We start from the raw sequence: 24,417 nt of genomic DNA on the forward strand, positions 1-24,417 counted from the left end.
CGAGGCCGAAACTCGTACCGGATCCGAAACCCGTGCCGGACCCGGAGCCAATGGCGAACGACGTCGACGGTCGACGCGTGTGCCCCTCATGGCCGCACAAGGTTCTGCAGGTCTTCGAAGCGGCGGTCCCCGATCCCGTTGACCTCGCGCAGTTCGTCGACGGAGCGGAAACCCCCGTGCTCCGTGCGGTAGTCGATGATGTGCTGGGCCAGCACGGGCCCGACGCCGGGCAACGTGTCGAGCTGTTCCGGCGTGGCCGTGTTGAGGCCGATCGGCCCCGCGGGAGCCGCCCCGGCGGACCCACCACCCGGCGCCGCAGGCACCGGGGCCGCCACCCCCTGGGCGCCCACCAGTACCTGCTCGCCGTCGGTCAGGAGCCGCGCCCTGTTGAGCCCCGCGGTGTCCGTTCCGGGGCGGACCCCACCGGCCGCCCGCAACGCGTCCGCCACCCGGGCCCCTGCGGGCAGCCGCTGCACTCCGGGCCTGCGGACCTTGCCGCTGACATCCACGATGATCCCCGCACTGCCCGTCGCCCCGGGTCCCGGCGCGACGGCTCCTGGCGCGGCCGGGGAGGCAGGGACATCCGACGGCTCCATCATCTGCGGCGCCGCGGCGCGGACCGTCTCCGGCGCCCGTACCTGCTGCGTCCGGCCCGCCCAGAAGTGCTGCACCGCGAAGAGCGCCACCACACCGAGGACGACGACCAGCGCCACCGCGCCGCGGCGCTCGATCCCGCACCTCGTCTGCACCCACAGCGGCACCCGGTCGCGCACGCCGAGCGCGACCCGCTCACGCCACGACTGCACCGGCTCCGGAGCGGGCTCGGCCCGGGGCCCACACGCAGGGATCGGATCGGGGAACGGATCTGGGACGTCCGGCATCGGGTCCCGCGCCGGAACCCCCGAAACCACCGCAACCGCCGGAACCGCCGGAACAGCCGAGACCGCCTCCCCCGGCGCCGCCCCGGGCTCCGCGGACCGCTGCTGCTGCGGCGGCGGCGGCGGCGCGAACAACGCCTCCGCCCGCAGCCGCGTCCGCTCCGCCGCGAGGTGCCTGCGCCGCGTACGCCGTCGGACGGCGTGCCGGTGCTGTGCGCGGCTGTCGGAAGCGGGGACGCGCCCCGGCCCGCTGGATGCCCGTGCTGTTCGGGCCAGTGATCGAAGTGCCATGTCACGAGACGGTAGACATCCCGCGGCGAACCAGTGGATCTTGGTCAATTCCCGTGGAGAACCTGGCAGTTGTGGATAACTCCCTCACCCGCAGACCCGCCCACAGGTGCCCCACCGATGCCCAGCTCGCCCGGAGATCGCCCCGGGATCGCCCACAGCCCACAGCCCACAGCCCACCCGCGAAAATAACGCGCCCGCGTCTTCAGGCCCGAGGCGACACCACCGCCCCCAACAGCCCCGGCCCGGTGTGCGCCCCGATCACCGCCCCGACCTCGCTGACATGCAGCTCGCCGAGGCCCGGCACATGCTCGCGCAACCAGCCGGCCAGCGCCTCCGCCCGGTCCGGCGCCGCCAGGTGGTGCACGGCGATGTCGACCTGCCCGCTGCCCGCACGCTCTGCGACGATCTCCTGCAGCCGCGCGATCGCCTTCGACGCCGTGCGAACCTTCTCCATGAACTCGATGCGGCCGCCGTCGAGTTGCAGCAGCGGCTTGACGGCGAGCGCGGAGCCGAGCAACGCCTGCGCGGCGCCGATCCGTCCGCCGCGGCGCAGATAGTCCAGGGTGTCGACATAGAAATAGGCGGAGGTGTCCGCGGCCCGCTTCTCCGCCGCCGTCACCGCCTCGTCGACGGTGCCGCCGGCGTCGGCCGTCTCCGCCGCCGCGAGCGCGCAGAACCCGAGGGCCATGGCCACCATGCCGGTGTCCACGACCCGTACCGGGACCGGCGACTGCCGTGCGGCCAGGACCGCGGCGTCGTACGTCCCGGAGAACTCGGCGGACAGGTGCAGCGAGACGATGCCGGTGGCACCGGACTCGGCGATCTTGCGGTAGGTCTCGGCGAACTGTTCGGGGCTGGGCCTCGACGTCGTCACCGAACGGCGCTTCTGCAGCGCCTCGGCGACCGAGCGGGCGGAGATCTCCGTGCCCTCCTCCAGCGCCCGGTCGCCCAGGACCACGGTCAGCGGCACCGCCGTGATGCTGTGGCGCTCCATCGTCCGCTGCGGCAGGTAGGCCGTTGAATCGGTGACGATCGCGACATGGCGGGACATGCACCGGAGGTTACCCGCCGGGGCCCGTCGGCGGCAGCCCGGCCCCCACCGGCCGGCTGCCGACGGGCGTCCGTCGGCCAAGGACCTCAGGGATCAAGTCGTGCTCTCGGGACGGGGTTTCTTCTGCCACGGATACACCGGCCGCACACCTGGCGGAGTGATCGCGGGCCGCGCGGGCTCCTGATCCGTACCCGCGCCCTCGGCGCCTTGCGGAGCGCCCGGCGTGACGTCCTCGGTCGTCCAGTGCCGCAGCGCCCCGGCCTCCAGGTCGATCTGCGCGCGCAGCGAGTCCAGGTCGTCGCCCGCGAAGCGGCTGGCCCGGTCCCGGGCCGCGTGCCGCAGCGCGTCGGCGGACGCCGTGATCTGCTCCGTGCGCGCCTTCAGCTCCGGCAGCAGGGCAGCCACGCGGGCCTTGTCGGGCTCGGTCTCCAGGCGCTTGAGCTCGCTGTCCAGCTCGTGCCCGTGCGCGCTCAGCCGCTCGAAGAGGCCGAGGGACTCCTTGAGCGTGACGTCCTCGCCGACGCGCGCGTGCAGCGAGTCCTGCGTGGCCCGCATGGAGGTGCGCAGCTTCAGCCGCAACTGCGCCAACTGGCTCGTTGTGCCGGGCTGCGTGAAGGATCTGGCCCGCAGGGTGGTGTCCTCCACCGCCCGCCGGGCCTGCCCGACCGTGCGGTCCACGCCGCGCTTGGCCGCGCCGACCACTTTCACCGTCGCGTACGCGCCGAGCACCAGAAATGCGATGAAGATCAGCGCCACGATCACCAGCACAGTTTCCACGGCGCTCCTCCGATTCGTCCGTACCCCGTTGTCCCGCTTCTCCACCGTAAACGGAGCGGGCAGGCCGAGGGTTCCATCAGAACCCCCAACCTGCCCGTAGGGAACAACCCTGAGTGCTTACGCGGGCACGATGCCTACGCGGGCACGATGTTCACCAGCTTCGGCGCCCGCACGATGACCTTGCGGATACCGGCGCCGGCCAGCGCCGCGACGACCTTCTCGTCGGCCAGGGCCACCTTCTCCAGCTCCTCGTCCGAGATCGACGGGGAGACCTCCAGGCGGGCCTTGACCTTGCCCTTGATCTGCACGACGCAGGTCACGGCCTCGTCGACGACGTACGCGGGGTCGGCGACGGGGAAGTCCCGGTGGACGACCGAGTCGGTGTGGCCCAGTTTGCGCCACAGCTCCTCGGCGACGTGCGGGGCCAGCGGCGCGACCAGCAGCACCAGTCGCTCGGCGACCGAGCGCGGCAGGGCGCCGCCCACCTTGGTCAGGTGGTTGTTCAGCTCGGTGACCTTGGCGATGGCGGTGTTGCAGCGCATGCCCTCCAGGTCGCCCCGGACGCCGTCGATCGCCTTGTGCAGGGCGCGCAGCGTGGCCGGGTCGATCTCCGCGTCGGGCACGTCGACCACGGTGACCTCGCCGGTCGCCTCGTCGATCACGTTGCGCCACAGGCGCTGCAGCAGGCGGAACTGGCCGACCACCGCGCGCGTGTCCCACGGCCGCGACACGTCCAGCGGGCCCATCGCCATCTCGTACAGGCGCAGCGTGTCCGCGCCGTACTCGGCGCAGATCTCGTCCGGCGTGACCGCGTTCTTCAGGGACTTGCCCATCTTGCCCAGCAGCCGCGAGACCTTCTCGCCCTCGAACCAGAAGGCGCCGTCGCGCTCCTCCACCTCGGCGGCGGGTACCGCGATCCCGCGCGCGTCCCTGTAGACGTAGGCCTGGATCATGCCCTGGTTGAACAGCTTGTGGAACGGCTCGGCCGAGGAGATGTGGCCCAGGTCGAACAGCACCTTCGACCAGAAACGCGCGTACAGCAGGTGCAGCACGGCGTGCTCGGCACCGCCCACGTACAGGTCGACGCCGCCGGTGGGCATGCCCTCGCGGGGGCCCATCCAGTACTGCTCGACGTCCGGGTCGACCAGCTTGTCGCTGTTGTGCGGGTCCAGGTAGCGCAGTTCGTACCAGCACGAGCCCGCCCAGTTGGGCATGGTGTTGGTCTCGCGGCGGTACTTCTTCGGCCCCGCGCCGTCGCCCAGGTCCAGGGTGACGTGGACCCACTCGTCGTTGCGCGACAGCGGCGTCTCGGGCTGCGTGTCGGCGTCGTCGGGGTCGAACGTGCGCGGGCTGTAGTCCTCGACCTCCGGCAGCTCCAGCGGCAGCATCGACTCGGGCAGCGCGTGGGCGATGCCGTCCTCGTCGTAGACGATCGGGAAGGGCTCGCCCCAGTAGCGCTGCCGGCTGAACAGCCAGTCGCGCAACCGGAAGTTGACGGTGCCGTGGCCGATGCCCTTGCGCTCCAGCCATTCGGTCATCCGTGCCTTGGCGTCGGTGACGCCCAGTCCGTCCAGGCTGATTCCCTCGCCCGCGGAGTTGACCAGCTTCGCCTCGTACGCGACGAAGGCGTCGTCCCACGTGGCGGTGTCGGTGCCGCGGTCGTCCGAGGGCTCGACGACACAGCGCATCGGCAGCTCGAAAGCGCGCGCGAAGGCGAAGTCGCGGACGTCGTGCGCCGGGACGGCCATGATCGCGCCGGTCCCGTAGCCCATCAGTACGTAGTCGGCGATGAAGACCGGGACCTGCTCGCCGCTGACCGGGTTGATCGCGTACGCGCCGGTGAAGACGCCGGTCTTCTCCTTGGCGTCGGCCTGGCGCTCGACGTCGGACTTGGAGGCGGCCTGCTTGCGGTAGGCGGCGACGGCCTCGGCGGGCGTCGCGTGGCCGCCCGTCCACACGTCGTGGGTGCCCTCGGGCCAGGCGGCCGGGGCGATCCGGTCCACCAGGTCGTGTTCGGGCGCCAGCACCATGTAGGTGGCGCCGAACAGGGTGTCCTGGCGGGTCGAGAAGACGGTGATCGCCTCCGCGCCGGAACCGGAGCCGGACGGCACCTCGAAGTCGATGCGGGCGCCTTCGGAGCGGCCGATCCAGTTGCGCTGCTGCAGCTTGATCGCCTCGGGCCAGTCCAGGCCGTCCAGGTCGTCCAGCAGGCGGTCCGCGTAGGAGGTGATGCGCATGTTCCACTGGCGCAGCTTCGCCTTGAAGACGGGGAAGTTGCCGCGCTCGGAGCGGCCGTCGGCGGTGACCTCCTCGTTGGCCAGGACGGTGCCCAGGCCGGGCGCCCAGTTCACGGGCGCGTCGGAGGCGTACGCCAGGCGGTACCCGCTGAGGACGTCGGCCTGCTCGGCCTTGCTCAGGCCGGTCCAGGAACGGCCGCCGTCGACGGCGCGCTCACCGGTCTCGAACTGCTTGACCAGGTCGGCGATCGGACGGGCCTTCTTCAGCTCGTCGTCGTACCAGGAGTTGAAGATCTGCAGGAAGATCCACTGCGTCCACTTGTAGTACTCCGGGTCGATCGTGGCGAACGACCGGCGCTTGTCGTGGCCCAGGCCCAGGCGGCGCAGCTGGACCTTCATGTTCTCCATGTTGGCCTCGGTCGACGTGCGCGGGTGGGTGCCCGTCTGCACGGCGTACTGCTCGGCCGGCAGGCCGAACGCGTCGAAGCCCAGGGTGTGCAGCACGTTGTGCCCGGTCATGCGCTGGTAGCGCGCGTAGACGTCCGTGGCGATGTAGCCCAGCGGGTGACCGACGTGCAGGCCCGCGCCCGAGGGGTACGGGAACATGTCCATGACGAACTTCTTGGGCCGGGCGGCGACCTCCGGGTCGCCCGCCAGGTCACCGGTCGGGTTGGGCGCCTCGTACGTGCCGTGGGCGTCCCAGAAGTCCTGCCAGCGTGCCTCGATGTCGGCAGCCATGGCCGCCGTGTAGCGGTGCGGTGCGACCGCCGCCTCGGAAGCGGCGGCAGTATTCGTCTCGCTCATGATCCTCAAAGCTCCATCGATCGTCTCTGCCGGCTGCCAGTGCTCGGGAAATGAAAAAGCCCCTCGCACAGGAGGGGACGCCGCGCCGATGCCGACCACACGCGCGAAGGCGGGTCGGGACTGATCAGCGCGGCTCACTAAGCAGAAGGCGTACGGCACGCATGGCGTCAGGGTACCGCAGCCCCCACGCGGGCCGCGACGGGCTTCCACAGGCCCCACCCATGGCCAACGGTTACTCCGCGTACCGCCCGCTATCGGGGCAACGCAAATACCAGGCCGCCTCTAGATAACGACGAGATAACTCAAACCTCGTACTGGCTGGTATTCGCCGACCTAGAGTGCGGGCCTGTGGGTCCACTGTGCCGAACCTTTCGGAGTCGCCCCCATGAACCCTCGAACCCCTCACTTTCTGAACTCGCCTCGTACACCCAGGAGTTCACGTACGAGTTCACGCAACACCCCACGCACCACCGGGAGCCGCCGCCGCGCGACCACGGGGGTGTTGAGCGCGGCGGTCCTGCTCCTCATACCCGTGATCGTGGTCATCGGGAGCGACGCCTTCAGAGCGGCGCTCGACTTCACCACGGGCGTCCTGTCCCTGGTCTCCCTCACGGCGTCCGTCGTGTGGGGCCTGGTCGCCTCCGACCGCCTGTTCCTGACCTCCAGGCAGCGGCTGCTCGCCCAGGGCGTCCACCGGGCCACCGCGATCGCCTCGCTGGGCTTCCTGCTGCTGCACGTCAGCGTGAAGGTGGCGCTGGCCCATGTGACGCTCATCGGGGCGCTGATCCCCTTCGGGGCGGGCGTCACGGGCAGCAGCGGGCTGATCGGCATCGGCGTGCTCGCCGGGCTCCTCATGGTGACCACCGGCATCACCGGCGCGCTGCGCAGCTCCATGGCGTCCCCGGCCGGGCTCGCCGCGCGCTGGCGCGCGACCCACATGCTCGCCTACCCGGCGTGGTGCATGGCCCTGATCCACGGCCTGTATGCGGGGCGGCCGCCCAAGACGTACGTGGTGGTCCTGTACTGCCTGTGTCTGCTCGCGGTCGCCGGAGCGGTGGGCCTGCGGGCGGCTCCCCGCCCGGTCAAGCTCAAAGTCGCGGCACGGGTCCTCGCCTTCCTGGACCCGGGCCCGCGCATGCCCCGTGCCGCCCCGCGCGACGCGGACCGTGACGTGGCCCGCGACGTGGCCGAACAGCCGCTGCCCGCCACAGAGGCCCCCGCCCGCCCGGCGCCGGCAACCGCCGGGGTCGGCTTCGCGGCCGCCTACCGCGCTGTCTCCGTGACCCCGCGGAGCGAGGCCCCCACATCCTCGCTCCCCTACACGGAGTCCCCGCAGACCACATACGTAGAACCCACATACATAGAACCGGCCCATGTAGAACCCGCCTATGCAGAGCCCGCATACGGAGAGTCCGTCGGACCCGCCCCCGCCCAGCGCTGGCCCGCTCCGTCTCCCCGGCCCCCGGCCGAGGCGCCGCCCTCCTCGTACGACCCCTCGTACGACACCCCTTACGGAGGCGTCCCCTCGTACGACACCGCATACGAGAACAGCGGCTCCTACGAGGCCACATACGGCGGCCAGTACGCGGCCGACGAGTCACCCACCGAACCGCTGCCCGGCCCTTTCCAGGCCCCTTCGTCGGGTGAGCCCTGGACCACGCCCTACGGAGGCCCGCAGTGAACACCGCGCTGCCCGACGTCCCGGAGGTCCGCGTCGTCGGCCTTCCCCAGCTCACGTCGGGATTCGATCTCGTGGAGCGGCTCGACCTCGACATGCACCTCAAGGTGCACGGCCCGCTGGAACCCATGGCGGGCGAGTCGCTCGCGCAGCTGGCCCAGGCGGTGGCGCTGCGCGGCCGGGGTGGCGCCGGCTTCCCGTTCGCCAAGAAGCTGCGCGCCGTCGCCGAGTCGGCGATCCGGCGCGGTGTGCGCCCCGTGGTCGTCGTCAACGGCAGCGAGGACGAACCCGCGTGCCGCAAGGACACCGTGCTGATCAACCGGGCACCCCACCTGATCCTGGACGGCGCTCTCCTGGTCGCCGAGGCGCTCGGCGCGCGCACGCTCGTCGTGGGCGTGACCCGCGACTCCACGGAGGCCTCGATGCAGGCGGCCCTCGCCGAACGCGGCCTGACGAACCGGCGTAACGCACCGCTACGCGCGCGTGTGCAGCGCAATCCGGTGCGCATGGTGACCGGCGAGTCCTCCGCCCTGATCCGCTCGGCGGACGGCGGGCCGCCGATGCCGCCGGGCCGCAAGGTGCGGGCCTCCGACTCCGGAGTGGGCGGCGCCCCCACGCTCCTGTCGAACGCGGAGACGTTCGCCCAGCTCGCCGTCGCCGCCCGCACGGGCCCCGAGCGCTACTGCCGCACCGGCCTGCACGACGAGCCCGGCACCATCCTGCTGACGCTCTCCGGCGCCGTCACGCGGCCCATGGTCCTGGAGGTGCCCTCCGGCGTCCCGCTGCGCTACGTCCTCCAGCTCGCGGGTGCTCCGCCGCTCCCCCAGGGCGTGCTCACGGGCGGCTATCACGGCAAGTGGCTGGACACGGCCGCCGCGCAGGACGCCATCGTCTCCCGCGCGTCCCTGGAGGCGAGCGGCGGCGCTCTGGGCGCGGGCGCGATCCTGCCGATCGGCCCGGACACCTGCCCGCTCGGCGAAGCGCTACGGGTCGCGCAATGGCTGGCCTCGGAGAGCGCGGGCCAGTGCGGGCCCTGCTATCTGGGCCTGCCCGCGGCGGCGCGCGGCCTGGAGGACGTCCTGAACGGCGGCGGGCCCACCGCCCTGGAGGCGCTGCGCGAGGTCACCCGGGCGGTGAAGCGTCGCGGGGCGTGCAAACACCCCGACGGTTCGGCGGCGTTCATCGAGTCGACGATCTCCGCGTTCACGGACGACCTGGCGGCGCACGTCCTGGGCGCCGGGTGCGGCCGCCCGGTGCGCGGGGTGCTGCCGCTGCACACGGAGGCGCCGGCCGGCGCGGCCCCCAGCGGCAAGCGGCTCGCCGTGGACTGGACGCTGTGCCGGGGCCACGGCCTGTGCGCGGACATCGTGCCGGAGCTGATCCAGCTGGGCCCGGACGGGTATCCGGCGGTCGCGGACGCGGCGGTGCCACGCTATTCGGAGGCGAACGCCGTACGTGCAGTGCGGCGCTGCCCGGCCCTTGCCCTGCGCCTGGAGGAGGACGCGGCGGCGCTGCCCGCCCGGCCGCCGCTCCCGCCCGCGCTTCCGCCGGGCCGCAGTCGGGCTCGTAAGCAGTAAGGGGCCGGGACAGACGAAAGCGGACCATCCGATGGGATGGCCCGCTTTCAATTCTTGTGGAGCTAAGGAGAATTGAACTCCTGACCTCCTGCATGCCATGCAGGCGCTCTACCAACTGAGCTATAGCCCCGTGCCGTGGTCCGCCAGGTTTTCCTGTCGGTTTCCCCGGCGGCGACGCCAACATTACACGGTCCCCCAGGTGCATCACCAAATCGTTTCCCATCTGACCCGCTCTGTGGAGAAAGAGGATGGAAACGACCACTAGGGTCCCCTGGGTGACCGTGCTCGTCCTGCCCCGCGCCCGTCGCCGCGTGCCCGCAGCCCTGGCCGTCTGCCTGCTCTCCTTCGTGAGCTTCTGGATCGCCCAGCGCGCCGCCCATGTCTCGATGATCGATCTGCTGGTCTACCGGGCGGAGGGCGCGACCGTGAGAGCGGGTGGCGACCTGTATGCGCTGCGTACGACGCATGCCCGACTGCCCACGACGTATCCGCCGTTCGCCGCGCTGCTGTTCGCCCCGCTGACGCTCGTGGACGTCGCCACCATGCGTGCCGCGGCGACCGTGGCGAACCTCGCCCTTCTGGTCGCCTTCGCGCATCTGTCCCTGCGTCTCGTGGGGCGCCACGCGCGCGTGGAGCACGCCTTGTGGGTGGCGGCGGGCGCCGTGTGGTGCGAGCCGGTGTGGACGACGCTGCGCTACGGGCAGGTCAATCTCCTGCTGGCCGTGCTCGTCCTGTGGGATCTGACGCGGCGCCCCGGGCACCGCTGGGCGGGCATCGGTATCGGCGTGGCGGCCGCGATCAAGCTGACGCCCGCCCTCTTCGCCGTCTTCCTGGTGTGTACGGGGATCACGGTGGCGGTGTTCAGGAGGGGCGACTGGCGGCCGTGGCTGCGGCACGCGTGCGTGGCGGGGTGTGCGTTCGCCGGTGCCACGGCGCCGGCCGCAGCCGTCCTGCCCCACGACTCCCGCCGGTTCTGGACCCGGATGGTCTTCGAGGCGAGCCGGGTGGGGTACGCCGAGGACACCGCGAACCAGTCGCTGCGCGGCACCCTGGCCCGGCTGCTGCACACCGGCGACCCCGGCCCGTGGTGGGCCCTCACCGCCGCCGTGACGGGCGCTCTGGGCCTCGCGGTCGCCGTCGCGGCGGCGCTGCGCGGGCGGCGGGCCCAGGCCGTGGTGGCGTGCGCGATGACGGCGCTCCTGGTCAGTCCCGTCTCCTGGTCGCACCACTGGGTGTGGTGCGTACCCCTGCTCCTCCTGGTGTGGGAGTCCGGCCGCAGGCGCACCGCCGCCTTGCTGACGTCGGTGTTCTGCTCGTACGCACTGTGGTGGGTGCCGCACGGCCCGGGCCGGCTCGAACTCCATCAGAACGGTGGGCAATTGGCGCTGTCGGCGCTCTACGTAGGCGTGGCGTACGCCTTCTTGGTGTGCTCCGGGTTCAGGCTCTGGCGAACGAGTAGAACCGCTTGAGGGTGCAGTGTTCGTCGAGAAGCCGGCCATAGATCGGCTCGCCCTCCAGCTCCCGATACGTCTCGATCGGGTCGCCCTTTATGATCAGCGCCCGCGCGCACTCCTCGCACCAGTACTGGTAGTCCGGGTTCACCGGCTCCATGTCGCGCACGATGGGCGTACCACTGCCGCACCAATCGCACTTCCTCCTGTGTGACCCCATGTCGATCCGCTCAGCTCCAGCTGTGGCCGCAGGCCGTGCACACGTACGAGATCCCACCGTTGTCGCCCAGCATCTGGGCGACGTGGCGGGATCCGCAGGACGGACAGTTGAGGAGAACATCTACAACAAGAGGGACATCGCCGGAAAAATGAGACGGAGCCGGGGGCTCGACGGGTATCGCTGCCACGCCGAGGAGGCGGTCGGCCTCCTCGATGATGCTCAAGGGCATCGCGCACTCCCTCCCGTCGGGCCGTCTTCGTCGGTCGGACGCAGCCCCCTTCCGGCCGTCCGATTCTGCCACGGCCGGAGCAATACGGTCAGCGACGCCTGCGTACCAGTCCGGATACGGCACCCAGAAATGCCGTCCCCGCCAGCGCATACGCGCACATCAGGAGCGCGTCCGCAGAGGTATACGCCCCTGAGGCCCCAGACGTCTCAACGCGATGGAGGAAAAGTGTCCCGAAGGCGGCGACGCCGACGAGTTGGCCGAGTTGCGTCACCGTGGCGAGCAGTCCGCTGGCGTCTGCGGCGTCCTCGGGCCGCACCGTCGCCAGGGCCCGCGTGAGCGTCGGGCTGAAACCGAGCGAGAGCCCCGCACCGATCGCCACGAACGAGGCGTAGAGCCGGAACCCGCCGTCGCCCCCGCCGTGCAGCGCGAGACCGGTACCGAGCGCCCCGGCCGCCGCGAGCACGAACCCACCGGGAATCAGGACCCGTTGCCACCGCGCGGGCCAGCGCCGCCAGGTCAGCCCGACCGCGCCGAACACGACGGCGGCGGGCGCGAACGTCAGCCCCGCGCGCAGCGCGCTGTACCCGAGGCCGCCCTGGATGTGCAGCGTCAGCGCGAAGAGAAAGCCGGCGTTGACGGCCATCGCGGCGAGGATCTGGAAGACGGCCCGGCCGATGCCGGGGACACGCAGCACCCTGAGCGCGATCAGCGGTGCGCCACCGCGCCGCGCCAGCAGGGCCTCGTAGGCACAGAACAGGGCGAACACCACGACGGACGCGGCCAGGCACAGCCAGGACCACAGCGGCCAGTCCTCCTCCTGGCCGAGCACGAGCGGCACGGTGAGCAGCGAGACGGCGCCGCCGAGCAGCACGAGGCCGGGCAGGTCGAGCGGCCGCGGCTGCCCCGCCCGGCGCGCACCGTCGCGGGGCAGTTCCCGGCGTCCGAGGGCGAGCAGGGCCAGGCCGACGGGCACGTTGACCAGGAATACCGCCCGCCAGCCGGTACCGAGGAGATCGGCGCTGACCAGGACCCCGCCGAGCACCTGTCCGGCCGCGGCGCCCACGGCGAGCACCGCCGCGTAGGCGCCGAGCGCCCGGGTGCGGGACTCCCCGGCGAAGTTCCGCTGGATGAGGCTGAGCACCTGCGGGATCATCAGCGCCGACCCGGCGCCCTGCAGCATGCGGAACGCGATCAACTGGCCGCTGCTCTGCGCCAGTCCACAGGCGAGCGAGGCCGCGGTGAACACGGCGAGGCCGCCGAGCACGGCCCGGCGGTGCCCGAACCGGTCGCCGAGCCGCGCGCCGGTGATCAGGAGCACGGCGTACGTGATGGTGTATCCGGCGATGACCAGCTGCAACGCGGCGCCGGACGCGTCGAGTTCGGTGCGCAGCGTGGGGGCGGCGACGTTCACGATGAACACGTCGAGGACCGCCATGAACTGGGCGGTCAGCACCACCGCGAGCAGCCGCCCCCGGCCGGACGCGGTGCCGTTGTCGGTGCCGGGCGCTTTACTGGATGCGGGGAGTGATCCGGGAGTTGGGAGTTGCGGACTTTCCGGGACGGTTGTCGTCATGTCCGGAGCCTGACGCCGATCGGATCCGGGTCACGAGAGCCCGCTGATGCTGGTACCGGCAGCACCCGGTACGTGCCTTCCGGGGTACGGAGCCGACGCACACGATGGGGGATGTGACGACGATGACCGCGACGGACCGCACGGCAGAACACCCGGCGGGGCCGACGACCGACCGCCGCAGGCCCGAGCTGGCCGCCTTCCTGCGCAGCCGCCGCGCCAGAGTGACGCCCCAGGACGTCGGCATGCCCCCGGGCCCGCGCAGACGCACGCCCGGCCTGCGCCGCGAGGAGGTCGCGCAGCTCTCCGGCGTCGGCGTCACCTGGTACACGTGGCTGGAGCAGGGCCGCCCCATCAACGCCTCGCCCCAGGTCCTGGACGCGGTGGCGCGCACGCTGCGGCTCGACCGGCCGGAGCGGGAGCACCTGTACCAATTGGCGGGAGTGGCGTACGCGGCCACGCCGGAGGCCGGCGTCGAGGCGGTCGCGCCGGATGTGCAGGGCATCCTCGACGCCCTCGACCCGCTCCCGGCGGTGGTCTACAACGCGCGGTACGACCTGCTCGCCACGAACCTCGGATACCGCCTGCTCTTCCAGGTCCGAAGAGATCTGCGGGACCCGGCGACGGGCCGGCTCGCCAATGCCATGTGGACCCTGTTCGTCGCGCCCGAGGAGTTGTGCCCGCTGCTCTTCCGCGAGAGCGAGCTGCCCGTCATGGTGGCGATCCTGCGCTCGGCGTACGGGCGCCATGTGGGCGAGCCCGTCTGGGAGGAGTTCATCCACGCCCTGTCGGAGGCCAGCGACTACTTCGCCGAGCTGTGGCGCGGCGGCGACGTCGCGCCGCCCGGCCAGTACGTCAAGACGTTCCGGCACCAGGCGCTCGATCGCGACCTGCGCATGACGTCGACGTCGCTCGGGATCGACAACCTGCCGGAGTGCCGGATCGTCGTCTACTCGCCGGCGGACGAGGAGTCCCGCGAGCTGCTGGGGAGGCTGCGTGCGGACAACGAAAGATCCCGCCCCTGACGGGACGGGATCTTCGGTACCTGTGGAACAGGAAATTCTGTGGAGCTAAGGAGAATTGAACTCCTGACCTCCTGCATGCCATGCAGGCGCTCTACCAACTGAGCTATAGCCCCGCGCCGCGATCTTCTCGCGGTCCTTCTCACTGTTCTTCCCGCCGGTTTTCCCGGCGGCCCGAACAAGAAGAACTTTAGCTTGCGACCTGCCCGAAAGTGAAATCCGGTCCCCGCGGCCCGCGGGGACCGGATCAGTCGTCGTCGCCGAGGACGGGCTCGGGCAGCGTGCCCGCGTTGTGCTCGAGCAGCCGCCAGCCGCGCGCGCCCTCGCCGAGGACGGACCAGCAGCAGTTCGACAGTCCCCCGAGTCCCTCCCAGTGCTGGGACTCCAGGCCCAGGAGGCGGCCGATGGTGGTGCGGATGGTGCCGCCGTGGCTGACCACGACGAGCAGGCCGTCGTCCGGCAGCTTGTCGGCGTGCCGCAGCACGACGGGCGCCGCCCGGTCGGCGACCTCGGTCTCCAGCTCGCCGCCGCCGCGGCGCACCGGCTCGCCGCGCTTCCACGCGGCGTACTGCTCGCCGTAGCGGGCGATGATCTCGTCGTGCGTGAGGCCCTGCCAGTCACCGGCGTACGTCTCGCGCAGGCCCTCGTCGTACGTGACGTCGAGGCCCGTCAGAGCGGTCAGCTCGGCGGCGGTGGCGGCGGCCCGCTTGAGGTCGGAGGCCACGACGGCGTCCGGCTTCAGGGAGGCGAGCAGCCGCGCGGCCCGGCGGGCCTGGGCGACGCCGGTGTCGGTCAGCTCGATGTCCGTGGTGCCCTGGAAGCGGCGCTCCAGGTTCCAGGCCGTCTGGCCGTGCCGCCACAGGACGACCCGGCGGCCCCGCTGGGAACCGCCGGTCAAAGAACCTCACCGCCGAGTTCGCGGATGTCCTCCGCTTCCGCCGCGGCCTGCTCGCGCTGAGAGTGCTCGGCGCCCTTGCCGCGGGTCGCCTTGGCGTCGGCCGGCAGGTCCAGCTCGGGGCAGTCCTTCCACAGGCGCTCGAGGGCGTAGAAGACACGCTCCTCGCTGTGCTGGACGTGGACGACGATGTCGACGTAGTCGAGCAGGATCCAGCGGGCGTCGCGGTCGCCCTCGCGGCGGACCGGCTTGGTGCCGAGCTGCTTGTTCAGCTGCTCCTCGATCTCGTCGACGATCGACTTGACCTGGCGGTCGTTGGGCGCGGAGGCGAGCAGGAAGGCGTCCGTGATGGACAGCACGTCGCTGACGTCGTAGGCGATGATGTCGTGCGCGAGCTTGTCGGCGGCCGCCTGTGCGGCGACGGTGATGAGCTCGAGGGAACGGTCAGTGGCGGTCACTACATGGCTTTCCGTCGGCGGTCAGAATCCCCCGAGATATCCCTGACGGGGGTACCTCAAGGGTCTCACGGACCGCCGGATGGCCTCACTGCGTTCCTGGTGGCCCCGGTTCGCGGAGATTCCGGGGCGGTTCCGGGGCCACCAGGCGGTCACTTGCCGGTGTAGTCCTGGCCGAGGACCACGGACACGTCCGCGTTCGCCGCGGCCTTGCTCTGCTTCACCGCCGAGGTCGGCAGGCCGAGCGTCTTGGCGACCTCGACCGCGTCCTGCTTGCGGGCGTCGTCGCCGTATGTGACCTGCGACGCCGCCGCCGCGGTCCCGGTACCGCCCTCGACGAAGGTGTAGCCGCCGTTGACCAGGGCGACGCGGGCCTTCTCGGTGCGGGCCTTGTCGCCGGTGGCGTTCTTGATGGCGACGCGCAGCGAGTCTCCCTTGGCGGGGGCCTTGACGGTGCCGCCGAGGACGTCCTTGACCACGGAGTCCGAGGCCGCCTCGGAGAGGGTGCCGTTCTGCTGGACCGGCAGCAGGGCGGTCTTGTAGTCGCCCTCCTTGGCGTGGTCGGCGAGCTTGGCGAGGAAGGCGCCGAGGTCCTTCTCCGTCAGTGACGGGTCGAGGATCTGGGCGAGCGTCTGCACGGTGGTCGTCGCGGCCTGCGGGTCGGACGACAGCTTGCGCAGTACGCCCTGCATGACCTGCCCGAACCGCATGAGCTGTGCCGTCTCGGCCTCGCCCTTGGCCTGGTAGGTGGCGTAGGCGACGGCCGCCGCGCCGCTGAGGGTCTGGGCCTCGCCCTTGTGGACGAGGAACGTGCCCTTCTTGGCCGGGTCGGGGACGTCGGTGTCGGTGTCGATCTCGATGTTGCCGACGAGTTCCACAAGGTTGTTCAGGTAAGGGGTGTCGAGCCGCCAGGTGCCTTCGACGTCCGTGCCGAGCAGGGTGTCGATCGCGCCGCTGGTACCGGAGGAGCCGTCGTCGTCGACGGACTTGCCGAGTGTGGTGGCGGTGCCGTCATCGCCCGTCAGGGCAAGGGAGTTGGGCAGCAGGACGGTGCTGCCCTGCCTGGTCGTGGCGTTGTTGACGAGCAGCGCCGTCGAGGTGCCGCCGCCCTTGGTGTTGTGCAGGTGGACGACGATGACGTCACGATTCTGCGGGCCGGTCGCGGCGGCGCCGCCCGCCTTCGTGTCGTCCTTGGACAGGAACGGCAGCTTGTTCGCGTACCAGAGGTAGCCGATGCCGCCGGCCAGGCACAGGGCGAGCACGACGACGAGGGCGACGACCCGGTTGCGGCCGCGCCGTCTGGCCTCCTCGCGCCGCTCGCTGCGCGACTCGGTGAACTTCAGCCAGTCGATGACGTCTTCGGAGTTCTCGTCCGGCTCCTCCACGAAGGAGAACTGCTCGGTGCGGTAGTCGCGGTCCTGCTGCTGGTCGCGGCCGTGCCGCTCGGGTTCCTGGGGTGCCGGCGCCTGCTGCGGGATGTAGGCGGTGGCCTGCTCGGTCTGCTGGGGCGCTTGAGGTGTCGGATGGGCCTGCTGGGGTACCTGGGGCGCCTGAGGGGGGTACGGCGCCTGCTGGGTGACCCGCGGCTGCTCACCGGTCCCGGTGGCCTGCCCGTACGGGTCGTAGCCACCGGTTCCGTACGGGTCGTAGGTGTGCGCGGACTGCTGCGGCGGAGCGGGCGGCACCGGCGGCTGCTGTCCGGTCGCGTACGGGTCGTAGCCGTATCCGTACCCGGAGTTGTCTGCGTGCTGCTCGTACGACGGCGCCTGCTGGACCTGCCGGTACACCGGCTGGCCGAACTCGTCGTAGCCGACCAGCTCGTACTCGTCGTTGCGCTGGTCGTAACCGTCGTAGCGGTCGTTCACCGATGCCCCTCTCGGCGGTGCAGGGTCATTCGCCTCGGTACAGCTGGCGCTTGTCGATGTAGCGCACCACACCGTCCGGCACCATGTACCAGATGGGGTCCCCCTTGGCGACCCTGTCCCGGCAGTCCGTGGACGAGATCGCGAGTGCCGGCACCTCGACCAGCGAGACACCGCCTTCGGGGAGGCCCGGGTCGGTGAGCGGATGGCCGGGCCGGGTGACGCCGATGAAGTGTGCCAGGGAGAAGAGCTCTTCGGTGTAACGCCAGGTGAGGATCTGCCCCAGGGCGTCCGCGCCGGTGATGAAGAAGAGGTCCGTTTCCGGGTTGAGTCCCCGCAGATCGCGCAGTGTGTCCGTGGTGTACGTCGGACCGCCGCGGTCGAGGTCGATGCGGCTCACCGAGAACTGCGGGTTCTCGGCGGTCGCGATGACCGTCATCAGATAACGGTCCTCTGCCGGGGAAACCTGCTTGTCGCTCTTCTGCCACGGCTTCCCGGTCGGCACGAACACCACCTCGTCGAGGTGGAACTGCGCGGCGACCTCACTGGCCGCCACCAGGTGTCCGTGGTGGATCGGGTCGAACGTTCCGCCCATGACGCCGAGACGTCGCTTTGCGGGCGACACCCACTCGTGATCCGGGCCGCCGGCCGGGCTATTGACCGGGCCGGTAGGCATGTCCTGCGCTCCCATGCGTGCAGAGCCTACTGGCCCGATCGGAGTGGTCCGCGCCCCGTGCTCAGCGGTCGCGGTTGAAGCGGGTCACGATCCACAGCAGCAGAAGCAGGATGACGAAGGCGCCGCCACCCGTCATGAGGGGGCTGATGCTCTCGTGGTTGCCGCCGTGCTCGCCGCCCTCGGCGGCGAGAGTGGCCAGCTGGGCAGTGGTGCTTGCGAGGCTCATCGTCAGCAGGACCTATCCGGTGTGGGATCGGGATAAAGACTTCCGGCCCATCGTAAGCGGGGGTGCTCGCGGCGATCACGCCGACTCTGCCGTACGGGTCCAAAACCCCGGATCAGTCGTCGCGCTTGTAGCCGCGCAGCAGGAACCAGGCCATGAAGAGGGCGCCGAGGATGCCGACGATCAGCACGATGCGCAGCAGGCTCCCGGGGCCCTGGCCGGCCGCGGCGGCGTTGACGACGTGCCCGAGCCCGGCGGCGCCGGCGTGGTGATCCATCACGGTTCGCTCCTTCTGTGTGCTGCCCCGTCACGGTATCTCCGCCTAGTGTGGATCCCGCCTTGGGGGCACAACCGAATCACACCGGCATGCCATCGACATGCCATCGACATGGGGGGCCGCATGCCCGACGTACCGAACGAGCAGCACGAGAACGTACCCAGCAGGCAGCGCAGGCGCTTCCCGGGAATCTCCTCGCGGGCGTACGAGCACCCCGCGGACCGTTCGGCCCTGGTGGCGCTGCGCAAGCTCACCGGATTCGACACCGTCTTCAAGGCACTGAGCGGTCTGCTCCCGGAGCGCAGCCTGCGTCTGCTGTTCCTGTCGGACTCCGTGCGGGTCTCGGACGAGCAGTTCGCGCACCTCAACTCGATGCTGCGGGACGCCTGTTACATCCTGGACCTGGAGAAGGTCCCGCCGATGTACGTCAACCAGGACCCGCAGCCGAACGCGATGTGCATCGGTCTGGACGAGCCGATCATCGTCGTCACCACCGGCCTGGTGGAGCTGCTCGACGAGGAGGAGATGCGGGCGGTCGTCGGCCACGAGGTGGGCCACGCGCTGTCCGGGCACTCCGTCTACCGGACGATACTGCTGTTCCTGACCAGCCTCGCGCTGCGGGTGGCGTGGATCCCGCTCGGCAACCTCGCGATCATGGCGATCGTGACGGCGCTGCGCGAGTGGTTCCGCAAGTCCGAACTCTCCGCGGACCGCGCCGGGTTGCTGGTCGGCCAGGACCTGAAGGCCTCCATGCGCGGCCTGATGAAGATCGCGGGCGGTAACCACCTGCACGAGATGAACGTGGACGCGTTCCTCAAGCAGGCCGAGGAGTACGAGTCCGGGGGCGATCTGCGCGACTCCGTGCTGAAGATCCTGAACGTGATGCCGCGCTCCCACCCGTTCACGACGGTGCGGGCCGCGGAGCTGAAGAAGTGGGCCGAGTCCCGTGACTTCCAGCGGCTGATGGACGGGCACTACCCGCGCCGCACGGAGGACAAGGAAGCCTCGGTGACCGACTCCTTCCGCGAGTCGGCCGCGCACTACACGGACCACGTCAAGAACTCGAAGGACCCGCTGATGAAGCTGGTCAGCGACATCGCGGGCGGCGCGGGCGACCTGGGCGGCCGAGTGAAGCGCGGCTTCGGCGGCTTCGGCAACGGCAATGGGGGCGGGGGCAACACCGGCAACCACGGTGCTCAGGACGACGCCGCCGAGAGCTGAGCCCCAAAAAGTTCAGCGTCAGACGGACGGCTGGGCGCTCGGTGCGAGCGCGCCGCACAGCGCGGTCGCACCGCCCGTCGCGTACGGGTCGGTACCCGCCGGGCCGTCCTTCTTCGCCGTCTGGCCCGCGAGCAGCGGGTGCAGGTGTTCGGCGGAGTCCACGGAGCAGGAGAGCGGGCCCGCCTGGACGTAGGACACCAGCAGCTCGGCCTGGTGGTTGCGCAGGTCCTCGCGGTCGAAGCGGAAGTGCAGCTCGCGGCGGACCGTGAACAGGGAGGCCCGCGCCCCGTCGACGGCGCCCGCCGGCCGCAGCGCGTACACGAACGTGTGGTCGGAGGTCACTTCGAGGGAGTCCGTGTCGGTCTCGGCGGCGTGCAGCGTGCCCTGGACGCGGATGTGCGGGTCGGCGAGCTCGGCCTGCGCCGGGTCGAAGCGGACGAGCCAGCCGGTCGCCGCGTGCCGCCCGTCCACGACGGGCTGGTCGAAGCTCTGGTCGAACTGGTCGAGCTGCTGCGGGTCGACGAGCATGCGCACGGTCCTGACCGCTCCCCCGGTGAGCACGTCGGGGTCGAGCGAGGAGTCGACGAGATAGTCCTTGGCGGTGGTCAGCGCGGTGACGACCTGGCTGTCGGAGAAGTGCGCGGTGCGGCGGACGGCGGCCGGCAGTGCGATGCCGTCGGCGGCGGTGCGGAACTGGGCGGCGGGGCTGTGCTCGTACAGGTCGCGGACGGAGCCGGAGCCCGGGACCGCCCCGGTCGGGGCGAGCGGGATCACGGTCATCCGCAGCGGTTCGGTGTGCCGGGCGACGGGGGCCGTGCGGTACGGGCTGCGCACGCCCATGTAGATCGCGGTGCCGAAGGCGATGACGATCAGGACGACGAGTATGACGACCTGCCTGGTCAGGCCGCGGCGCAGCGCGGGTGTGCGGCGCACGGCGGGCGCGTGGTCGGTGATCCGTTCCTGCGCGGAGAACTCCTGGAGGCGGGCAGCCCGGACGAACGACTCGTCGAACACGACGGATCGGTACTCGTCGTCACTTGCGCCGCCACCGCCGGGTCCGCCTTCCGGTGACCCCTCCGGTGGGTCCACTGGCCCGCCCATACCTTCAGGGTAGGTCTCCGGGACCTCCGGTAAACGCCCTGGTGCACGACAACTTCTGACAGCGCCCCGCGCGACCGCTCAAGGCGTTCTCGGGACCGCGGAAACCGCCGGCTGCGAATAGTCCGCGGAGGCGGAGGGCAGGCTCGGGGCGCCCTTCTCCAGCTCCGTCGTCGCGGGCGGCGGGACCTGGTCCTGGCGGCCGGCCGCGGCGCCACGGTAGACGGCCGTGAAGGCCAGGGCGACCATGCCGACGCCCATGAGCAGGGCGAGCGCCCAGGCGACGGGCCTGCGCCAGCGGACCATGCCCGCGTGCGCTCCCGCCCTGCCGTCCGCCTCCAGCCCTTCCTCGTACAGGCCGTCGGCGTCGTCCGGCACGTGCCCGAACCGGCCCGCGCCCGCCGTCCCGAACCCTTCGCCGTCCTCGTAGAAGTCGTCGTCGGGGCCGCGGCGGGTGCGCGCCCGGCGGGCCTCGGCCTCCTGGGCCTCGGCGCGCGCCTGGGCGGCGGCGAGCAGCCGCTCGACCGCGGTGGGCTCATGGACTTCGGCGGCCCGCACGAAGTCCTCATCGAAGACCACGGAGGCGAACTCTTCGTCCCAGCCCCCGCGGTCGTGGTCGTCGTCGGGCTCCCAGCCGTCCGGGAACGGCGCGCCCCCCACGTCCTCCGGCACCTCTCCAGAGTAGACCTGAGGGGTCAATTTGGGCAGACGGTAAGGGAATTCACCCCACAAGACACTGCTTAACGGATGTGACCGTCGCCGGTGACGATGTACTTCGTGCTCGTCAGTTCCGGCAGTCCCATGGGGCCGCGGGCGTGCAGTTTCTGGGTGGAGATGCCGATCTCGGCGCCGAAGCCGAACTGGCCGCCGTCGGTGAAGCGGGTGGAGGCGTTGACCGCGACGGTCGTGGAGTCGACGAGCTGGGTGAAGCGGCGGGCGGCCTGCTGGGACGTGGTGACGATGGCCTCCGTGTGCCCCGAGGACCACAGCCGGATGTGCTCGACGGCCTTGTCCAGGTCATCGACGACGGCGGCGGCGATGTCGTACGAGAGGTACTCGGTCTCCCAGTCGTCGTGGGTCGCCTCGACGACGGTGGCCTTGGTCCGGTCCGCGTACGCGAGGATCCGCGGGTCGGCGTGGACGGTGACGCCCGCGTCGGCGAGTGCGTCCAGGGCGCGCGGCACGAACGCGTCGGCGATGTCCTGGTGGACCAGGAGCGTCTCGGCGGCGTTGCAGACGGAGGGGCGCTGCGCCTTGGAGTTGACGAGGATGTCGACGGCCATGTCGATGTCGGTGTCGGCGTCGACGTACACGTGGCAGTTGCCGGTGCCGGTCTCGATCACGGGCACGATCGAGTTCTCCACGACGTTCTTGATGAGGGAGGCGCCGCCGCGCGGGATCAGGACGTCGACGAGGCCGCGGGCGCGCATGAGTTCGGTGACCGAGTCGCGGCTCTCGCCGGGCACGAGCTGGACGGCGTCGGCGGGCAGGCCGCTGCCGCCGACGGCGTCGCGCAGCACGCGCACGAGCGCGGTGTTCGAGGCGTACGCGGAGGAACTGCCGCGCAGGAGTACGGCGTTGCCCGATTTGAGGCAGAGGGCGGCGGCGTCGACCGTCACGTTCGGGCGGGCCTCGTAGATGATGCCGACGACGCCGAGCGGGACGCGGACCTGGCGCAGGTCGATGCCGTTCGGGAGCGTGTTGCCGCGGACGACCGTGCCGACCGGGTCGGGCAGGGCGATGACGTCGCGCACGTCGGAGGCGATGGCGCGGACCCGCTCGGGGGTCAGGGTCAGCCGGTCGATGACCGACTCGCTGGTGCCGGCCTCGCGGGCGCGGGCGATGTCCTCGGCGTTGGCCTCGACGATCTCGGCGGTGCGTACCTCGAGGGCGTCGGCGATCGCGGCAAGCGCGTCGTCCTTCTCCGCGCGCGGCAGCGGGGCGAGGTCGTTGGCGGCGGCGCGGGCGCGGTAGGCGACCCGGGTGACCGGAGTCATCGAGTCGTACGGGTTGAGCGAAGGCGACGTCATGCTCCGCAGGGTAACGGGGGACGGGCGGGCGTCCAGATCCTGTTCCGGGGGCTGAGACATGGCCGAAAAGGTGCAGGTTCGGCGGCGGTGACGGCTCCTAGAAAGGGTGCACGCCCACCGGGGTGGCGGGGAGCGGGCCGTAACCCTCCGCGATGCGGTGGTGATAGGTCTGGCGGTCGATGACCTCCAGGCCGACGATCTCCCAGGGCGGCAGCCGCGAGGTCTGGCGGTGCTCGCCCCACAGGCGCAGCGCCACGGCCGCCGCGTCGTGCAGGTCGCGGGCCTCTTCCCAGTAGCGGATCTCCGCGTGGTCGACCGCATAGCGGCTGGTCAGCAGAAACGGGTGGTCGTGGGCGAGTTGTTCGAGGCCGCGGCGGATCTCCGCGAGGGGGGACTCGGCGCCCGAGACGCTGAGTGTGATGTGCCACAGGCGGGGTCCCGCTTCGGCCATCGCGCCGGGGTCGGAGCCGAAGTCGCCCGCGGTCCCCTCCTCGTACGCCGCCCCGGCGGCCACGCTGGTCAGTGCCCGCTCCGCCGACCCTCGGGGCGTCGCCCCCGGGCGCGCTCGTCTCACGACGGCCTCCTTTGCGCAATGGTCGTGCGGAACTTCCCTGCATGAGGTCCCTGCATCAAGAGTTGAGCAGGACACGAGACGTCGTGGGGTGGTTTTGAGGAAGGTCCCCCTCGGGTGGCAGGCTTTCGGCCGATTGCACAACGGTTTCGAAGGCAGACGGGCAAGGATCACGCCCTGAGGAGGACCAGATCGTCCCTGTGTACGACTTCTCGTTCGTAGGCGGGGCCGAGGTCGCGGGCGAGCTCCCGGGTGGAGCGGCCGATCAGCTGCGGGATCTCCTTGGCGTCGAAGTTGACCAGGCCCCGGGCGACCGCCCGGCCGCTCTCGTCGCGCAGTTCGACCGGGTCGCCCGCGCTGAACTCGCCCTCCACGGCGGCGATTCCGGCCGGCAGCAGTGAGGTGCGCCGCTCGACCACGGCCCGTACGGCGCCGTCGTCCAGGGTGAGCGCGCCGCGCGGGGTGGAGGCGTGCTGGAGCCACAGCAGCCGGTCGGCGCTGCGCCGGCCCGTGCGGTGGAAGTACGTGCCGGTGTCGCGGGCGGCGAGGGCGTCGGCGGCGTGGCTGGCGCCGGTGAGGACGACGGGGATGCCGGCCGCGGCCGCGATCGAGGCGGCCTCGACCTTGGTGACCATGCCGCCGGTGCCGACGCCCGCCTTCCCGGTGCTGCCGATCCTGACGTGCGCGATGTCGGCGGGGTCGCGCACCTCGGCGATGCGGGAGCTGCCGGGCCTGCTGGGGTCGCCGTCGTAGAGGCCGTCCACGTCGGAGAGGAGGACCAGCAGGTCGGCGTGGACGAGGTGGGCGACGAGGGCGGCGAGCCGGTCGTTGTCGCCGAAGCGGATCTCGTCGGTGGCGACGGTGTCGTTCTCGTTGACGACCGGGAAGGCGCCCATCGCGAGGAGCTGGTCGACGGTGCGCGAGGCGTTGCGGTGGTGGGTGCGGCGGGCCATGTCGTCGCTGGTGAGCAGGAGCTGGCCGACGCGGACGCCGTAGCGCGCGAAGGAGGCGGTGTAGCGCGCCACCAGGAGGCCCTGTCCCACGCTCGCCGCGGCCTGCTGGCGGGCGAGGTCCTTGGGGCGGCGGGTCAGGCCGAGCGGGGCGAGTCCGGCGGCGATGGCTCCGGAGGAGACGAGGACGATCTCCCGCTCCCCGCCGGAGCGCTGCTTGGCCAGGACGTCGACGAGGGCGTCGACGCGGTCCGCGTCCAGGCCCCCCGCGGCCGTGGTGAGCGATGACGATCCGACCTTGACCACGATCCGGCGCGCTTCCGCCACGCCCTGCCGTGCCGCACGTGTTGCCCCTGACATGCTCCGCAATCTAC

At 71.3% G+C, this 24,417-nt stretch carries 23 protein-coding genes and 2 tRNA genes; 5 read left to right on the forward strand and 20 right to left on the reverse strand.

Features of this window, described 5'->3' with window-relative positions; translation table 11 throughout:
• Nucleotides 1-86: 86 nt before the first annotated feature.
• The 4 genes from AB0J02_RS02250 to leuS form a co-directional block, all read right to left on the reverse strand.
• Nucleotides 87-806 (reverse strand): ComEA family DNA-binding protein, encoded by a 720-nt coding sequence (locus tag AB0J02_RS02250; RefSeq protein WP_363191603.1) that lies wholly within the window; start codon nt 804-806, stop codon nt 87-89.
• Between the two features lie 565 nt (nt 807-1,371).
• Nucleotides 1,372-2,220, reverse strand: coding sequence for a DegV family protein (locus tag AB0J02_RS02255; protein ID WP_363191604.1), 849 nt, complete (start codon nt 2,218-2,220; stop codon nt 1,372-1,374).
• 93 nt (nt 2,221-2,313) lie between these two features.
• Nucleotides 2,314-2,997: a hypothetical protein gene (locus AB0J02_RS02260; protein WP_363191605.1), complete on the reverse strand. Its 684-nt coding sequence runs from the start codon at nt 2,995-2,997 to the stop codon at nt 2,314-2,316.
• 134 nt (nt 2,998-3,131) lie between these two features.
• Nucleotides 3,132-6,038, reverse strand: a complete 2,907-nt coding sequence (gene leuS, locus AB0J02_RS02265) for a leucine--tRNA ligase (protein WP_363191606.1) — start codon at nt 6,036-6,038, stop codon at nt 3,132-3,134.
• A 499-nt stretch (nt 6,039-6,537) separates the two neighbouring features.
• Here leuS and AB0J02_RS02270 point away from each other — a divergent pair, with 499 nt between their 5' ends.
• Both AB0J02_RS02270 and AB0J02_RS02275 read left to right on the forward strand, forming a co-directional pair.
• Complete coding sequence (locus tag AB0J02_RS02270; RefSeq protein WP_363191608.1) at nt 6,538-7,719, forward strand: cytochrome b/b6 domain-containing protein; 1,182 nt, start codon at nt 6,538-6,540, stop codon at nt 7,717-7,719.
• A complete protein-coding gene (locus tag AB0J02_RS02275; protein ID WP_363191609.1) occupies nt 7,716-9,293 on the forward strand; it encodes an NADH-ubiquinone oxidoreductase-F iron-sulfur binding region domain-containing protein in 1,578 nt (525 codons plus the stop codon). Before AB0J02_RS02270 ends, AB0J02_RS02275 begins: the two co-directional genes overlap by 4 nt.
• A gap of 57 nt (nt 9,294-9,350) precedes the next feature.
• On the opposite strand, the gene AB0J02_RS02280 is transcribed toward AB0J02_RS02275, so the two are convergent.
• Nucleotides 9,351-9,423, reverse strand: a tRNA-Ala gene (locus AB0J02_RS02280).
• A gap of 118 nt (nt 9,424-9,541) precedes the next feature.
• Here AB0J02_RS02280 and AB0J02_RS02285 point away from each other — a divergent pair.
• Nucleotides 9,542-10,762, forward strand: coding sequence for a glycosyltransferase 87 family protein (locus tag AB0J02_RS02285; RefSeq protein WP_363191610.1), 1,221 nt, complete (start codon nt 9,542-9,544; stop codon nt 10,760-10,762).
• On the opposite strand, the gene AB0J02_RS02290 is transcribed toward AB0J02_RS02285, so the two are convergent.
• The 3 genes from AB0J02_RS02290 to AB0J02_RS02300 all read right to left on the reverse strand — a co-directional run bounded on the left by AB0J02_RS02290 (nt 10,731) and on the right by AB0J02_RS02300 (nt 12,646).
• Nucleotides 10,731-10,964 (reverse strand): hypothetical protein, encoded by a 234-nt coding sequence (locus tag AB0J02_RS02290; protein WP_356493193.1) that lies wholly within the window; start codon nt 10,962-10,964, stop codon nt 10,731-10,733. The two genes, AB0J02_RS02285 and AB0J02_RS02290, sit on opposite strands and share 32 nt — an antisense overlap.
• A 10-nt stretch (nt 10,965-10,974) precedes the next feature.
• The gene (locus AB0J02_RS02295; protein ID WP_363191611.1) at nt 10,975-11,193 is read right to left on the reverse strand and encodes a hypothetical protein; all 219 of its coding nucleotides are present in this window, start codon (nt 11,191-11,193) and stop codon (nt 10,975-10,977) included.
• An 88-nt stretch (nt 11,194-11,281) separates the two neighbouring features.
• Nucleotides 11,282-12,646, reverse strand: coding sequence for an MFS transporter (locus AB0J02_RS02300; protein WP_363191766.1), 1,365 nt, complete (start codon nt 12,644-12,646; stop codon nt 11,282-11,284).
• 242 nt (nt 12,647-12,888) lie between these two features.
• Between AB0J02_RS02300 and AB0J02_RS02305 the strand changes: the two genes are divergently transcribed.
• Nucleotides 12,889-13,788, forward strand: a complete 900-nt coding sequence (locus tag AB0J02_RS02305) for a helix-turn-helix transcriptional regulator (RefSeq protein ID WP_363191767.1) — start codon at nt 12,889-12,891, stop codon at nt 13,786-13,788.
• A gap of 40 nt (nt 13,789-13,828) precedes the next feature.
• Here AB0J02_RS02305 and AB0J02_RS02310 read toward each other — a convergent pair.
• The 7 genes from AB0J02_RS02310 to AB0J02_RS02340 all read right to left on the reverse strand — a co-directional run bounded on the left by AB0J02_RS02310 (nt 13,829) and on the right by AB0J02_RS02340 (nt 18,173).
• Nucleotides 13,829-13,901 (reverse strand) — tRNA-Ala (locus tag AB0J02_RS02310).
• 131 nt (nt 13,902-14,032) lie between these two features.
• Complete coding sequence (locus tag AB0J02_RS02315) at nt 14,033-14,683, reverse strand: histidine phosphatase family protein (RefSeq protein ID WP_363191612.1); 651 nt, start codon at nt 14,681-14,683, stop codon at nt 14,033-14,035.
• Nucleotides 14,680-15,138, reverse strand: coding sequence for a ribosome silencing factor (rsfS, locus tag AB0J02_RS02320; protein ID WP_363191613.1), 459 nt, complete (start codon nt 15,136-15,138; stop codon nt 14,680-14,682). The genes AB0J02_RS02315 and rsfS overlap by 4 nt, the downstream gene beginning before the upstream one ends.
• Nucleotides 15,139-15,287: 149 nt before the next feature.
• Nucleotides 15,288-17,000, reverse strand: coding sequence for an LCP family protein (locus AB0J02_RS02325; RefSeq protein ID WP_363191614.1), 1,713 nt, complete (start codon nt 16,998-17,000; stop codon nt 15,288-15,290).
• Nucleotides 17,001-17,025: 25 nt separating this feature from the next.
• Complete coding sequence (nadD, locus tag AB0J02_RS02330) at nt 17,026-17,688, reverse strand: nicotinate-nucleotide adenylyltransferase (RefSeq protein ID WP_363191615.1); 663 nt, start codon at nt 17,686-17,688, stop codon at nt 17,026-17,028.
• A gap of 46 nt (nt 17,689-17,734) precedes the next feature.
• On the reverse strand, nt 17,735-17,899 hold the full coding sequence (locus tag AB0J02_RS02335; RefSeq protein WP_363191616.1) for a hypothetical protein: 165 nt from the start codon (nt 17,897-17,899) through the stop codon (nt 17,735-17,737).
• A gap of 112 nt (nt 17,900-18,011) precedes the next feature.
• The gene (locus AB0J02_RS02340; protein ID WP_363191617.1) at nt 18,012-18,173 is read right to left on the reverse strand and encodes a hypothetical protein; all 162 of its coding nucleotides are present in this window, start codon (nt 18,171-18,173) and stop codon (nt 18,012-18,014) included.
• Nucleotides 18,174-18,296: 123 nt separating this feature from the next.
• Here AB0J02_RS02340 and AB0J02_RS02345 point away from each other — a divergent pair, with 123 nt between their 5' ends.
• On the forward strand, nt 18,297-19,394 hold the full coding sequence (locus tag AB0J02_RS02345) for a M48 family metallopeptidase (RefSeq protein WP_363191618.1): 1,098 nt from the start codon (nt 18,297-18,299) through the stop codon (nt 19,392-19,394).
• Between the two features lie 18 nt (nt 19,395-19,412).
• Here the strand turns inward: AB0J02_RS02345 and AB0J02_RS02350 are convergent, their stop codons facing one another.
• From AB0J02_RS02350 to proB, 5 genes are all read right to left on the reverse strand, one after another.
• Nucleotides 19,413-20,495 (reverse strand): hypothetical protein, encoded by a 1,083-nt coding sequence (locus tag AB0J02_RS02350; RefSeq protein ID WP_363191619.1) that lies wholly within the window; start codon nt 20,493-20,495, stop codon nt 19,413-19,415.
• Between the two features lie 78 nt (nt 20,496-20,573).
• Complete coding sequence (locus AB0J02_RS02355) at nt 20,574-21,191, reverse strand: hypothetical protein (protein WP_363191620.1); 618 nt, start codon at nt 21,189-21,191, stop codon at nt 20,574-20,576.
• A gap of 41 nt (nt 21,192-21,232) precedes the next feature.
• Entirely contained in the window at nt 21,233-22,522 is a 1,290-nt protein-coding gene (locus AB0J02_RS02360) for a glutamate-5-semialdehyde dehydrogenase (RefSeq protein WP_363191621.1), read from the reverse strand.
• A gap of 97 nt (nt 22,523-22,619) precedes the next feature.
• Nucleotides 22,620-23,096: a hypothetical protein gene (locus tag AB0J02_RS02365; protein ID WP_363191622.1), complete on the reverse strand. Its 477-nt coding sequence runs from the start codon at nt 23,094-23,096 to the stop codon at nt 22,620-22,622.
• Between the two features lie 167 nt (nt 23,097-23,263).
• Nucleotides 23,264-24,403, reverse strand: a complete 1,140-nt coding sequence (gene proB / locus AB0J02_RS02370) for a glutamate 5-kinase (protein WP_363191623.1) — start codon at nt 24,401-24,403, stop codon at nt 23,264-23,266.
• Nucleotides 24,404-24,417 lie beyond the last annotated feature (14 nt).

Source organism: Streptomyces sp. NPDC050264 (assembly GCF_040655895.1).
GTDB lineage: Bacteria > Actinomycetota > Actinomycetes > Streptomycetales > Streptomycetaceae > Streptomyces.